The organism is Helicobacter rodentium ATCC 700285 (genome assembly GCF_000687535.1).
Lineage (GTDB): Bacteria > Campylobacterota > Campylobacteria > Campylobacterales > Helicobacteraceae > Helicobacter_D > Helicobacter_D rodentium.
In genome coordinates, this window is sequence record NZ_JHWC01000001.1 from 284,471 (window position 1) to 297,685 (window position 13,215).

Annotated in this window: 14 protein-coding genes and 1 pseudogene; all 15 read right to left on the bottom strand. The window is 38.4% G+C overall.

The window, feature by feature from the left end:
* Position 1: 1 nt before the first annotated feature.
* Complete coding sequence (gene nuoK / locus BS85_RS0101430) at positions 2 to 304, bottom strand: NADH-quinone oxidoreductase subunit NuoK (RefSeq protein WP_026943229.1); 303 nt, start codon at positions 302 to 304, stop codon at positions 2 to 4.
* Positions 291 to 857, bottom strand: a complete 567-nt coding sequence (locus BS85_RS0101435; protein ID WP_026943230.1) for an NADH-quinone oxidoreductase subunit J — start codon at positions 855 to 857, stop codon at positions 291 to 293. Before BS85_RS0101435 ends, nuoK begins: the two co-directional genes overlap by 14 nt.
* Positions 850 to 1,497, bottom strand: coding sequence for an NADH-quinone oxidoreductase subunit NuoI (gene nuoI / locus BS85_RS0101440; protein WP_026943231.1), 648 nt, complete (start codon positions 1,495 to 1,497; stop codon positions 850 to 852). Before nuoI ends, BS85_RS0101435 begins: the two co-directional genes overlap by 8 nt.
* On the bottom strand, positions 1,494 to 2,489 hold the full coding sequence (gene nuoH, locus BS85_RS0101445) for an NADH-quinone oxidoreductase subunit NuoH (protein ID WP_026943232.1): 996 nt from the start codon (positions 2,487 to 2,489) through the stop codon (positions 1,494 to 1,496). The genes nuoI and nuoH overlap by 4 nt, the downstream gene beginning before the upstream one ends.
* On the bottom strand, positions 2,486 to 4,963 hold the full coding sequence (locus BS85_RS0101450; protein WP_026943233.1) for an NADH-quinone oxidoreductase subunit G: 2,478 nt from the start codon (positions 4,961 to 4,963) through the stop codon (positions 2,486 to 2,488). The genes nuoH and BS85_RS0101450 overlap by 4 nt, the downstream gene beginning before the upstream one ends.
* Positions 4,963 to 5,862 carry a hypothetical protein gene (locus tag BS85_RS0101455; RefSeq protein ID WP_051604624.1) on the bottom strand — a complete coding sequence of 300 codons (900 nt, stop codon included), beginning with the start codon at positions 5,860 to 5,862 and terminating at the stop codon, positions 4,963 to 4,965. Before BS85_RS0101455 ends, BS85_RS0101450 begins: the two co-directional genes overlap by 1 nt.
* On the bottom strand, positions 5,859 to 6,104 hold the full coding sequence (locus BS85_RS0101460) for an NADH-ubiquinone oxidoreductase subunit E family protein (RefSeq protein WP_026943235.1): 246 nt from the start codon (positions 6,102 to 6,104) through the stop codon (positions 5,859 to 5,861). The genes BS85_RS0101455 and BS85_RS0101460 overlap by 4 nt, the downstream gene beginning before the upstream one ends.
* Entirely contained in the window at positions 6,101 to 7,330 is a 1,230-nt protein-coding gene (nuoD, locus tag BS85_RS0101465) for an NADH dehydrogenase (quinone) subunit D (RefSeq protein ID WP_026943236.1), read from the bottom strand. The genes BS85_RS0101460 and nuoD overlap by 4 nt, the downstream gene beginning before the upstream one ends.
* Before the next feature lies 1 nt (position 7,331).
* Entirely contained in the window at positions 7,332 to 8,135 is an 804-nt protein-coding gene (locus BS85_RS0101470; RefSeq protein ID WP_026943237.1) for an NADH-quinone oxidoreductase subunit C, read from the bottom strand.
* A gap of 9 nt (positions 8,136 to 8,144) precedes the next feature.
* Positions 8,145 to 8,654: a NuoB/complex I 20 kDa subunit family protein gene (locus BS85_RS0101475; RefSeq protein WP_026943238.1), complete on the bottom strand. Its 510-nt coding sequence runs from the start codon at positions 8,652 to 8,654 to the stop codon at positions 8,145 to 8,147.
* The gene (locus BS85_RS0101480; RefSeq protein WP_026943239.1) at positions 8,636 to 9,025 is read right to left on the bottom strand and encodes an NAD(P)H-quinone oxidoreductase subunit 3; all 390 of its coding nucleotides are present in this window, start codon (positions 9,023 to 9,025) and stop codon (positions 8,636 to 8,638) included. Before BS85_RS0101480 ends, BS85_RS0101475 begins: the two co-directional genes overlap by 19 nt.
* Before the next feature lie 237 nt (positions 9,026 to 9,262).
* Entirely contained in the window at positions 9,263 to 10,105 is an 843-nt protein-coding gene (locus BS85_RS0101485; RefSeq protein ID WP_245596254.1) for a CvfB family protein, read from the bottom strand.
* Entirely contained in the window at positions 10,098 to 10,667 is a 570-nt protein-coding gene (locus BS85_RS0101490) for a hypothetical protein (RefSeq protein ID WP_026943241.1), read from the bottom strand. Before BS85_RS0101490 ends, BS85_RS0101485 begins: the two co-directional genes overlap by 8 nt.
* A 63-nt stretch (positions 10,668 to 10,730) precedes the next feature.
* Complete coding sequence (locus BS85_RS0101495) at positions 10,731 to 12,632, bottom strand: menaquinone biosynthesis decarboxylase (protein ID WP_026943242.1); 1,902 nt, start codon at positions 12,630 to 12,632, stop codon at positions 10,731 to 10,733.
* Positions 12,633 to 12,890: 258 nt separating this feature from the next.
* Positions 12,891 to 13,215 (bottom strand): annotated as a pseudogene (locus BS85_RS11700) (alpha-2,3-sialyltransferase); the annotation flags it as partial.

The window sequence follows — 13,215 nt, forward strand, 5'->3', positions numbered from 1 at the left end:
CCTAGCCTTCCATAATTTTTAAGTTATCTAAATCTAGCGTATGGTATTTTTTATACCAAGCAATCAGCAACCCAACGCCAACAGCAACTTCACTTGCCGCAACCGCAAGGATAAAAAACGCAAACATTTGCCCATTTAAATCCCCAAGATATTTTCCAACCGCGACAAATCCAATATTAACCGCACTTAATAGAATCTCTGTGGAAAAAAACAACATCAGCAGATTTTTGCGTCTAAGCATACCAAAGACTCCAATCATAAACATCAAACTAGATACAATCAAATAATGATTAAGCGTTATCATCTTGCTCTCCTTTGGGTGCTTGTTCATTGAGTGTGAGAGAATAGCGCATTCCCTTGCCCGCTAAGACAATCCCCGCAATCATTGCTACAAGCAACATTATCGCAGCAATCTCAAAAGGAATCAAAAACTTCGTAAATAGCACATATCCTATCATTTGCACATTGCCAACGCCCTCTTTTAAAGGAATCGTGGCTTCTATATTTGTGAGATTTTGCGCAATCAGTGGTGCAACTACGATAAAGACAAGCAACAACGCGCCTATGCCCGTTAGCACAAAGAGAATCCTAGGATTCTCAATCTTTTCATTTTCCAACTTTTGACTATCAAAAAACATCATTGCAAAAGCATACAACGCAATCACCGCCCCTGTATAAACAACAATTTGCACAACCCCTAAAAATTCCGCCTCAAGCAAAAAGAAAAAAGCGGAGACAAAAATCATTCCAGCCGCCAACGCACTAAGTGCATAAAGAATATTGCGCGTTGTTACAACAACCAAAAACATTGCCAATGTCAAGGCAGAAAATGTATAAAATGCAATCGCTTCAAGCATTGACTTCCCCTTTTTGTGTAATCTCTTGAGATTCTGTGGATTCCGCATTACTGCTTTCTAAATATTTTAGCGGTGTCGCTTTAATGCGTTCATCTGCATCTATACTCACACTGCCTACACCATCAAATTCGCAGTCATTGCCACTTAATACCTTATCTATCGGAGTTAGCATATCCTCTTTAAGCGCAAAAGACGCTCTTTGCTCACTTGCATTTTCATATCTTTTACTATGCACAATCGCAAGCTCCGGACACACTTCTGCACACAATCCACAATAAATGCACCGCCCAAAATTAATGCTATACTCAAAGACTTTTTTGCGCTTATCCTCTCCATAGCCTGTCTCCATACGAATACAATTTGCCACACAAATCTTTTCGCACAATCCACAACCAATACATCTCTCATTTCCGCTCTCAAGCAATCGCTTCAACTCATGCACTGCGCGGTAGCGCGGACTTAGCGGCAACTTCTCTAAGGGATACTGCACGGTATGGATTTGCGCTTTATAAAACTCTTTAAACACGAGCCATAAGCCTACGAACAACTCACCCTTTAATGCACGATTCCAAAATCTTACAAACTTTTGCGCATTACTCAATGGAGGTGTTTGCTCAACGATTTTTATATATTTACTCAATTAACACCTCCAAGACATACGATACCTGTAATAAAGACATTCAAAAGCGCAAGAGGGAATAAGACTCTCCAGCATAATCCCATTAACTGATCGGGACGAATGTGTGGATAAGCCGCCCTTACCCACATAAACAAGAAAATAAAAAACATTACCTTTAGAATAATTGCGATTCCACCGGGGATAAACCAAAGCGGATTGAAACCACCCAAAAAAATCAAAGACACAACAAAAGAAAGGGAAATCATACTTGCATATTCCCCGATAAAGAACATTCCCCAACGCATTCCCGCATATTCTGTTGCATATCCTGAAACAATCTCTGCTTCGTGCTCTAGCAAGTCAAAAGGCGTTCTATTTAACTCCGCATATCCCGCAAACAAAAACAAGATGAAAGCCAAAGGTTGGGAAAAGACTAACCAATCCGCAATCCCACCGCTTTGATAATTGTTAATATCAATCAAGGATAAAGAACCCACCAACATTAAAGGTGCTAAAAGCGACAATCCAGAAATCACTTCAAAGCTTAATAACTGCACCGTTGTCCTAGCTGCTCCTAAAATAGACCATTTGCTATTTGCACTGATTCCTCCAAGCAAAGGACCATATAACCCAGCCGCTCCGACACCAAGCACAAATAAGATTCCAACATTAATATCTGAAATAATCGGAGCAATCGTGCGTCCAAAAAGCTCAAACTCCGGAAAAAATGGAATCGGAGCCATTGCGATAAAAGCAGTTGCGGCTGTAATCGTAGGAGCAATCCTAAAAATCAACCGATTCGCCCCGCTAGGCACAATGTCCTCTTTTGTAAAAAGCTTAATCCCATCGGCTAAAATCTGCAAAACACCCCAAGGACCTACCATTGTAGGACCTAAACGGCGTTGAAAAAATGCTAAGATTTTGCGCTCCACATAGGTTGTAAATCCCGCTAATGCAGAAAAAATTAGCACTACAAGTAAAATCTTAATGAGCGTTTCAATAATATAACTCATACTAAAACCTTTAAAGAAACATTTGCATAACGCGTTGTTGGGAATAATGCCAACTCCTCAAACCCGCACACACCCAAAGCACCAAATTCACCCTCCATTCCTTTGTCTATAATGGCTAAAACCTGCACAATCTCGCCATTTGCAAAGCGCACTTCCACCTTGTCTCCATCAGAGATTCCAAGTGTTTGCGCATATTTCTCGCTTAATTGCAAACCATTTTTAGAATCTATATAAGAGGATTGTAAAGTGTTTTTAGAAAAATGTGCCACAGGATTACGCGCATAGAGATTGTAGGATTCCAATTCTTTCAATTCTATGGGTAAAACTTCCAAAAACTCTTTAGAGAAATGCGCCCCTAGCAAATACCCACGAATCTCTGAACCATCGTTTAAGAATCCAAATTGTAAAGCATCATATTCTATGCTTTTAAAGCCATTTTCTAATGGCAAATCCTGTGTATAATCTATCGTATTTTCATACTCCAAGCCCAACGCCAAAGCAATATCATTTAATTCATAGCCATTGTAGGGTGTTGCTGGTGCAAGTGGCACAACTCGCTTATCCACATTAACCAATGTGCCTTCCTGCTCGTTTAAGTAAGGCATTTGCAAGGCATTTTCCGCACCTGTGCCGATTCTATAATTTCCTGCCGCATTATAGCCAATGCTATATCCCACACCCTCTTTATCCAAATCACAAATCAACGAGATTCCAAGCGCATTGGTGCTAGGCGGAAGCAATAAAACCTTAAGAGAACTTAAGCTCTCAATATAGCCTAGAATCCTAGCAATGTTATCGGCATTCCTTGCGCGATATATATCAAAACCAACAATCAAAATCGGATTCTTCGCACTCTCTATTGCCTTTTTTACCTCCTCAATGGAATCCCTTACAGAACTCCCACAATAATCATACAATGCGCTTGTAACCACCTCTATTTCTTGATGGATTTTTTCTACTTCCTCTACTTCTTTAAACTTCTCATTACCCGTTTCATCTAGCACCGCATTGCCCTCTGCGTCTAGCTCTTTTACCTTAACCTTTTTCTTGACTTCCTTTGTGATTGTCTGCATTTCTTTGCGCTCATACCGCTCCACTTGCGCCTTTAAAGAATCGGGCATTTGCTCTTTTCTTATGCACACACTCGCTAACAATAAAGCCAAAGCCTCCTCGCTATCTGGTTTATAGATTCCACAAATTGGGGATTTCACAAAACGATTCACCACACTATCTTGCATTGTGTGAAAATAAGCTAAATTCGCGCCCTTATTTTGCTTCATCGCATTATTAATGCTGTGCGTAACCACCGGCATATCATAGCTTAAAGCCCCACCAAAGCATATTACAAAAGTGCTTTGCGTAATATCTTTTTGGTTTGCATTTCCTAAAGTTCCGCTTACCTTTGCATAGGTATGCAAAAAACTTTGAAAAGGATACACCTCTTTACAAACCAATTTATAGCCAAATCTCTCTTTTAAGGTTTGCAAAATCAACGCTTCCTCATTACTCAAATCACCCGCAAAATTAATCGTTTGCGCTTCTTTAAAAGCGGCAATGCTCGTATTAAAAGCTTCCTTGTCTTTTCTGACTTGCTGATTATTGACATCAAAGCCTAATCTCCCCGCTGGACAGAGTGTAGAGAAATTCCAATCACTTACCACACGATAAACTTCCTTTTCGCTTCCGCCAATGCTCTTTTGCTTTACTTCATAAGTGAGCGCACAACCATTGCCACAATGCACACAAGTGCTAGGGATTTTTTTCAGTTCCCAAGCATTGGAACGATATTGAAAATGCCCGATTGTCAGCGCACCCACAGGACACACACTCACGCACTCCGCACAATCTGCGCAATCGCTAGATTCCACGCCATTTAAACCAATCAGCGACTTTTTAAACTTCGTCCAAACCCCATAAGCATCTTTTGGCATACTATCCTTATAGGCTTTATCCGGCATTTCACCCTCAAACTTTAATGCCTTAATGTGCGACTTCCCAATCTTATCCTTACAAAGCGTTACGCAACGCTCACACACAATGCACAAATTAGGGTCATACACCGCCTTGCCCCATTGATTAAAAGGCTTATAGCTATCCCTTAGTGCGTAGTTCTGCTCTCTAACCCCCACATAATGCGTGTAATTTTGTAACTCACACTCGCCACTTTTATCGCACACGCCACATTGCAAGGGGTGATTTACATCATAAGCTTGCATAATTGCCCTACGTTCTTCCTCAATCTCTGGCGTATTTACCACAACTTGCATTCCATCTTTTACCTTTGCATTACAAGCATACACGCGTTTTCCGTCCGCCTCTACCATACACATTTTGCAAGCAAGTGTGGGAGACGCACAAGAAAGATAACAAATTGCTGGAATAAACACTTCATTCGCGCGTGCAACATTTAAGATGCTCTCACCCTCTTCGCAAAGAATCTCACAACCCTCAATGGTTACTTTTATTTTTTCCATTATGCCACCTTGCTTATTTTGACTTTTTTATAGCAAAATTCATTATTTAAGTCCCAAAAATCTTGAAAATTTAATGTTTGTGGAATCCACAAAATCCCAACCATTCCCTTTAGCTCCGCGCTTTTATGCAATGTCGCTTCCACTCTATTTTGAGAATCCATTAACTGCACTCCAACCCTTGTTTCCTCTTGTAGTTTTCCCACTTGGCTAAATTGTTTAGAAACCTCCAAAATTGGCTCTTTTAATGCTTTGGTTTGCAAATATGCCACCATTCCGTCATAACATTCTAGCTCTCCTAAAGCGTCAATGGGAGCTTTAGCGGAATCCCCTTTCGCTTTTGGCAAAGATTCCAAGAAAACAATTTCAATTTGTGGGAGTGCGTTACTTAAAAGGGCTAGAATCTTTCCGATATTGTGCGCCCTCTTGTGTGCGTTTAAGTCCTTGCCTAGCACGAGTAGGCTTTTTTGTGCTTTAAAGCTCTGCGCAATCTGCTCTAGCTCCTCTTCTGCTAAATTGCATTCAGAAGCTAAATATCCTACATCTAAGGATTTTACAAAGGACTTCAACTCCAAATCCCCACCAAAAACATCATAAAACGCATTAACAAGCAAGGCGATAATAGCTTCCTCACAACCCACTTCATACAAGAAATGCAGAATCTTAGGATAAGGATTGAAGTTTAGAGGATGAAGCAAAAAGACTTGCGCGGAATCCCTCACGCCCTCTTGGGATTCTAAACTTTCCAAATGGATTCCTTGCAGTTTCAAGGCATTTGCAAACTCCTCCACAAATCCACCTAAAAGTAAAATATTTTTGTTCTTAAATGTGTCTTTTTCTAAGGATTCAATCCATTGCGCCTTTCCATTGTTTGCTAAGAAAGATTGCATTAAGGCACTCATTGTGTAGCCCCTATCGCTTCTTTTCTTACAACAATCGTCCAATCCACCTCATTGAATCGCAAGGAATTTAACAAAGTATTGCCACTTTTCTTAACCAAATCCGCACTTTTTTGAACATTATCAAAATCTAGCACTTCAAATAAAAAGATTCCGACTTCACCTTTTTCTAATTCAGAATCCAAAATTTCTTCTAAACGGGAGCAAAAATCATTTTTTAAATGACGCAAATCAAAACGTTTCATCTATCAATCTCCCCAAATACGATATTTGTATTTCCAATAATAGTTACAACATCGGCTAGATAATGTCCGGGCAACAAGTCTTGCAAAACTCCGGTATGGAAAAAGCTAGGTGTGCGCATTTTTACGCGATACGGATAAGGCTCACCTTCCGAGCGGATAAAGAATCCCAACTCTCCTTTTGGAGATTCTGTGGGGACATAAACCTCTCCCACAGGAGGACGCATTCCTTGTGTAACCAACACAAAATGCTGCATTAAAGAATAATTTTGCGTCATAATCTGCTCTTTGGGCGCGGAGAAATAACGCGTATCCTCACACATTATAAGCGTATCAGTATCCTCGTATTTATCAATGAGTTGATAAAGGATTCTAATGCTTTGGCGCATTTCCTCCATATAAAGCAAATAGCGTCCATAGCTATCGTTGCTCTCGCCCACAGGCACATCAAATTCCAACTCATCATACAACTCATAAGGCTCTTCTTTGCGAATATCCCAAGCGATTCCACTTCCGCGCAACAAAACTCCACTTAAGCCCCAACTTTTTGCCATTTCAGGGCTTACAACCCCCACATTTTCTAAACGCATACGCCAGATTCTATTTTCGCTTAAAATCCCTTCATAAAGCTTGATTTGACTTGGCAATAACTCCAAAAATGCTTTAAGCTTTTCAATCCAGTCCTGTGGCAAGTCTAGTGGAACACCCCCGATTCTAACGCTAGAATGCGTCAAACGCGCACCGCAATAATCCTCAATCAAATCAATCCCAAACTCTCTCTCTCTAAAGCAATAGAGAAAAATACTCATTGCCCCCACATCAAGCGCGTGGGTTGCAAGCCAAAAAAGATGCGAGATAATGCGATTTAGCTCTAGTAACATTGTGCGAATCACTTTAGCGCGTCTTGGCACTTCAACGCCTAGCAACTTCTCCACACTTAGTGCAAAAGCGTAATTGTTGGAGCTTGCGGCAATATAATCCATTCTATCCGTTGTAGGCAGAAATTCATTATAAATCATATTTTCCGCCATTTTTTCCATTCCTCGGTGCAAATACCCTACATCAGGAGTTGCTTTAATGACTTTTTCGCCCTCTAGCTCCAAAATTAGGCGCAACTGCCCGTGTGCGCTCGGGTGTTGAGGACCAAAATTCACCACCATTGCATTATCGCTAATGCGGTCAAAAGCAACATTCTCATAAAAGGGCATTAATTTATTGGGTTGTTGCATATCACTTCCTCTCTTTAAGTTCTTTAGAGTTCTTTGGTGTTAGCTTGGTTACAAACAACACACCCTCTTCCTCTTGATACATAATTGGCTGTGGTTTCTCTGCGCCCTCTTTCACCTCTGCGCCATACTCCACTTCATAGCCTAGATGAGAGAATCGCTTAGAATCATAGCGGTCAATCCGTGCGGAATCCCTTTGCTCTGCACCAATCACATCGCGGTATTCCTTGCCAAAGATTGTATCCACTTCATACCATTGCGCCACTTCATCGCCTTGTAAAGGGTAGCTTTTCAACAGAGGGTGTCCCACCCAATCATCAGGCATTAGAATGCGTTTAGGGTAAGGGTGTCCCACAGGCAGAATCCCAAACATATCATACATTTCCCGCTCACTCCAATCTGCACTGCGGAATAATCCCGTTACGGATTTTATTTTTTCGCCTTTTTTTAAAAAAGTCTTCACGCGCAACCGCTTTGCCTTATCCATTGCAAGCATTTGATAAAAAATCTCAAAGCCCCCTTTCTTTTCTAAATAATCCATCGCACTTAGCTCACTTAGCACATCATAGCCTATGGATTTTAAGGTGGCTAATGTAGGATAAATGGAATCCTTTTCTACCCATACAACCAAAGTTCCACGTTCAATATAGGATTCCACAACTTTAACTTGTGTGCTAAGTTTTTCTACATCGGCACAATAGACTGCATCACTTATTACAGATTCTCTTGGGATTTTTGGCGCAACATAGAATCTATCTTTATAATACACTTCCTTTTGCGCATTGCTTAATGGTTTATTTTTTCTCATATTCTCCCTTTACACCAAACGTTTAGGTTCTTGCGCTCTATTAGATTTTTGTTTGCGAATTTTTTGTTGCAACACCATTAAGGCATATTGTAAAGTCTCTGGACGCGGAGAACAACCGGGCAAATAAATATCCACAGGAATGATTCTATCTACCCCCTGCACTGTGGCATAGGTATTAAACATTCCGCCCGTATTTGCGCAACTTCCCATAGAAATAACCCATTTGGGTTCTGGCATTTGGTCATAAAGTCTTCTTACAAATTGTGCGTGTTTTTTAGTAACAGTTCCTGCAATAATCATCACATCGCTTTGTCTAGGACTTGCCCTAAAAATCGTCCCAAATCTATCAAAATCGTAACGACTAGCCCCTGTTGCCATCATTTCAATCGCGCAGCACGCAAGCCCATAAGTCATTGCCCAAAGCGAATTACTGCGCCCCCAATTTAGTAGCTTATCCACGCTTGTTAGCGCAATAGGCAAACCCCCACTTTGAAAATAATCTACTTTATGCTCTGCCATTCTAATGCTCCTTTTCTCCACGCATACACAAAACCAATTACAAGTAATAGCACAAATAAAATCATTTCAACAAAACCAAAAATGCCAAGCACTTTGAAATCCACCGCCCACGGAAACATAAAGATAATCTCCACATCAAACAAAATAAACAATAACGCCATAATATAAAATTGTGATGAGATTCTATTGGGTTGTTTCGTAGGGGCTAAACCGCATTCATAAGGGGCTAATTTTAACTTTTGCGTATTTTTGTTTGCCAACTTTCTCCCAACAAATCGGGATAAAAAAGTTGTTGCTAAAAATGCCCCAAAAGTAAAAATAAAAATAGCAAAAACACCAAAATAAGGGTGAGAAACATCTAAATGAGACACAAGAAATCCTTAAAAATAAAAGTTCCTTGCGTATCTTAGCGTAGTTTTCTTAAAATTTTGAAATAATTTTTAAAAAACCACCAACAAATACTCTACTTTAACGCAAAAAATCGTAATTTAAAACTTGCGTTTAGCTTTTAAAAAGTCAAATTTTATATTACTTTTCTAATTTTTTATAAAAAATCCCAATGATACGAAAAGAAACACTTTTACTAAAATCTTATCTGATTTTTTGTTTTATTGCTTTTTAATTTCAATTCCAATTTTTTGCTTTAACAGAATCTTATTTTCCATAAGTAAAAGACTTAAAGCACGCTTAAAAGCTTTTTTGCTCATAGAGCAAACCGATTGTATTTCTTTTGGATCGCTATCATAATGCAAATTTAATCTACCGTTATTGCGGTATAGAATCTCCAACACTTTCCTGCTATCCTCTATATTGGAGTTTTTCTCTCTAGGGTGTTTGAGACTTAAATCGCATTTGCCATTTGCATAAATGCGCTTAATAAAACCATCATATTCTGAAAAAAGCGATAACTCCTCAAAAATTTCGTTTTTATAAAGTAAGCCTAAATTTGAGGCATTCACCACGCACTCATACCCCAAAGGAGTGGTTCTAAAGGGCAAAATCTTGACTTTAAATCCTGCTTTAAAATGCTTTAATTTCTCACGGAAGTTTCTTAAATAAGGTTTAATATTCTCCTTTGCCAACAAGCGATTTTCCCTATCTACACTCAAAAATACTGCTACTTGACTGCCCAAAGGGTATTTATGGGGAGTTTTACTGGGCATAAATATATCCTTAGCGATCCCTAAATCCAAGAAGCAACCTAAGTTATTTTTATCTACCACTTTCAAAACCGCAATTTCTCCTCTTTGAGCTTGAGGCTTTAAAGTGGTGGCTATGGGACGATCCTCTGAATCAGTATATAAAAATACCAAAACTTTATCGTCTATTTTTGCATTTTTGGATAGATATTTATTGGGCAACAAAACCTCTTCTTGCCCAATTTGGAGATATGCACCTGCGCTAGTAAATCGCTTGATAATTAGCTCTTTACAAACTCCAATCTCAATCAAAAATTTCCCCTAAAATCTCATAAAGTCCGCGTCCTAGAGGCATACCATAAACTTCTGAAATCTGCATTCCCACAAAAAATACCATAATCATAAAGATTACAAATCCAATTAAACCCAAAATAAAAAATGTTTTAATGAGTTTTAAATAAAACTGCTCCTCAAGTGCGTCATCAAGAGTTTTATAAAATTTCAAAAAGTCTATAAAAAACTGAAGCCAAAAAATGAAAATCCCTATTAACGCAACACACAAAACCCCAAAAATCAGCATAGAAGTGTAAGGGGAAAAGTTTGTGCTAAACTCATAAATATGCGCTTCCCACATTAAAGTTGCATAGCCAATATGTAATCCAAAACCTATAATATTTAACAAAATTACAAAAAATACAAATCCCACAAAAATTTCAACTGCACTAGAATACTCACGAAATTTTTTATACATATTCTTTTTGATTAGACTATCCTCTAATCCATTGTAACGCAAATCTATAATTTCTGATTTTAGATTTTTCAACCAACTTTTACGCGTTTTAGCAACAACTTTTGCCTGTGTATTTGTGTTCATTTACAATCCTTAATCGTCCTATTAAAACTTAGAAATTCTACTTTAAAATTGTCAAGCAAAACTTCACATTTTCGTATTGTAAGATTTATCTATATGAAATTTACGATAAAAATTCTCTAAATTACCAAAATCACTTAATAATCCATATTTTTCTAATTTATCTAAAACTTCACGCGAACAATCCGTCTCTTTGGGCCATTCACGCAAATAATCATCACTTACATCTTTATCGCAAGCATCAAGCAGAAGTGTTTTGCCAATGATTTTTATATCCCTCTTTGCGTCTATGTTATTCACTACACGCCAAAGCAACATATAAAGATTATCCAAATCATTTTTTAATTCATCTACAACCACAACAATGCGCATATATTTTTCTAATAAATTGACATTTTGCAAATTGGATTCTTGATGTTGCGATTCCAACTTCGCCCTCTCTAGTCTTAAAAAAGCTTTTTTAAGACTTTCTTTTTTGTCTATCCCTACAATGATAATAGGATTTTTTGTTTCTTTATAGATTTGTCGGACGCTTTTTACCTTACCACTTGGGCTAAAAACTTCACTTAAAATCTTGTGTAATTGCATTGTATCAAGCAATTCTAGTTTGTCCTCTATTTCTAAAGCATTGGTGCAATCCAAACCTAATTTACCACCCTGTGCAAAACTAGGCGAAGAATGGTCTAGCGCATCGCAAACCCCCTCACTAATTAAGCAATTTTTTACCGAAAAACGATTTAAAATATAAGGAACAATCTCTTTATCTTGCAAACTAGGCGCATTTTCGCCAACAAAAATTGCGTGTTTTACAAAACTCATTTGCCCAACTCCCCAAAATGCGTGCATACTCTGCTGCGCTATACGTGGAAATCGCGCCTCAATTTTAGCTAAAATCAAATTATGAAACACTCCATTTTCAGGCATATAATAATCTATTAAATTAGGAGTTGTTGTTTGCAAAAGTGGCAAAAAGATTCTTTCGGTTGGAAATCCCAAATATTTATCCTCCAAAGGCGGTTTGCCTACAACCGTTGCAAGATAAATTGGATTTTTCTTTTGTGTAATTGCGCTCACTTCTAACACGGGATAAGGCTCAATAGGCGTATAAAAGCCGGTATGGTCTCCAAACCTCCCCTCATCACGCATTACATTGGGTTCTACAAATCCTTCAATGACAAAATCCGCATCATAAGGTACACAAATTTCATTGCTCACGCAACGCACCATTTTTGCGCGTTTTTTACGAATGAATCCATAAAGCATTAATTCAAACAAGCCATAAGGTAAAGGTGCGGTCGCACACCAAGTATAAAGAGGATCGCCACCAATTGCAATGCTCACAGGCATTTTTTTGTTTGCTTTGCGATATTCTTCTAGCAAACCTATGCTATCCTTGTGGATTTGCCAATGCAACCCTAAATGATTCTTATCATAAACTTGCAAACGATACATACCGAGATTTTTCACACTGCCATCTAGGCTTTGAGTGTAACATTGCCCCATTGTAATAAATCTTCCGCCATCTTCACTCCAAGTTTTAAGAATTGGAATCGCATTTAAATCTACCCCCAACCCCCTAGTAATTACCTCTTGACACAAACCTCTCTCTTTGACGATTTTAGGAGCAAGAAAGCGTAGATTCAACATTCTAGGAGCAATTTTTAGAGCTTCTTTAAGGGATTTTGGAGGCTTTAACTTAATCATCTCGGCTACTTCTTGTGCGATTCCTTGCGTATCTCCCACAAGTAACTGCACACGCGAAAAACTACCAAAAAGATTCATCAACACGGGCGTTTCATAGCTGATTTGCCTTTCTTTGTCTATCGGATTAGTAAAGAGTAAGGCTTTAGAGTTTTTGCGCTTAACCTCTAAATAAGCTAAATGTGGAATCTCTAACTCTACATCTAAAGGCTCTGTGATAATCTTTATCTCATTGTGCGCTTTTAATAAATCAATTGTTTGTCGCATATTTTCCTTCTTTCATCTCGTTTAAGGAATTATACCTTGAATTGTCCTTGTGGGCAAGTTCAATCTTTTATCCTTACAGGATTCCATAAGGAATCGCAGTGTGCTTTTGTGTAGGCATTTGCACCCACTTTAGCGCAAATCTATGATTACATACAAAATCATTGCGAGATTCTGCGTTAGCGGAATCGTGGCAATCTATAATGTAGCATACTTTAGATTTTGCAATGGAATCTTAACTCTATCTCTTATATTCCTCTTTTAACTTACGCGCTTTGCGTATAAAGGTAAGAATCCCCCCTCCCCCGCAGAGATAGAAGTAAGGAAGGCTTCTCCTAGTTTATAAGAGAAATAGTTTTTGATTTTTAAAGATTCTTTATAATCTGGATAAGATTCTAAAGGAGGAAGTTTGAGGTGAGGATTGTTTTTGATATTTGTTTGGTATTGTTTTTGTTTGTTTTTGTGTTTTAGAATTGTAAGTAGAATCTTAAAAGGAAGTTTAGAGATTCCAAAAAGAGATTTAGAATCTTGGATAAGGATTTGTCCTAGTTGGTAGTTAAGATGATTTTGGATTCTTGTTGTTGCT

Coding starts and splice junctions, on each gene's coding strand:
- BS85_RS0101475 (WP_026943238.1), bottom strand. CDS start 8,654: ATGGCAGAGCATAAAGTAGATTATTTTCAAAGTGGGGGTTTGCCTATT.
- BS85_RS0101495 (WP_026943242.1), bottom strand. CDS start 12,632: ATGCGACAAACAATTGATTTATTAAAAGCGCACAATGAGATAAAGATT.
- BS85_RS0101450 (WP_026943233.1), bottom strand. CDS start 4,963: ATGGAAAAAATAAAAGTAACCATTGAGGGTTGTGAGATTCTTTGCGAA.
- BS85_RS0101460 (WP_026943235.1), bottom strand. CDS start 6,104: ATGAAACGTTTTGATTTGCGTCATTTAAAAAATGATTTTTGCTCCCGT.
- nuoK (WP_026943229.1), bottom strand. CDS start 304: ATGATAACGCTTAATCATTATTTGATTGTATCTAGTTTGATGTTTATG.
- BS85_RS0101490 (WP_026943241.1), bottom strand. CDS start 10,667: ATGAACACAAATACACAGGCAAAAGTTGTTGCTAAAACGCGTAAAAGT.
- BS85_RS0101470 (WP_026943237.1), bottom strand. CDS start 8,135: ATGAGAAAAAATAAACCATTAAGCAATGCGCAAAAGGAAGTGTATTAT.
- nuoD (WP_026943236.1), bottom strand. CDS start 7,330: ATGCAACAACCCAATAAATTAATGCCCTTTTATGAGAATGTTGCTTTT.
- BS85_RS0101435 (WP_026943230.1), bottom strand. CDS start 857: ATGCTTGAAGCGATTGCATTTTATACATTTTCTGCCTTGACATTGGCA.
- nuoH (WP_026943232.1), bottom strand. CDS start 2,489: ATGAGTTATATTATTGAAACGCTCATTAAGATTTTACTTGTAGTGCTA.
- BS85_RS0101455 (WP_051604624.1), bottom strand. CDS start 5,862: ATGAGTGCCTTAATGCAATCTTTCTTAGCAAACAATGGAAAGGCGCAA.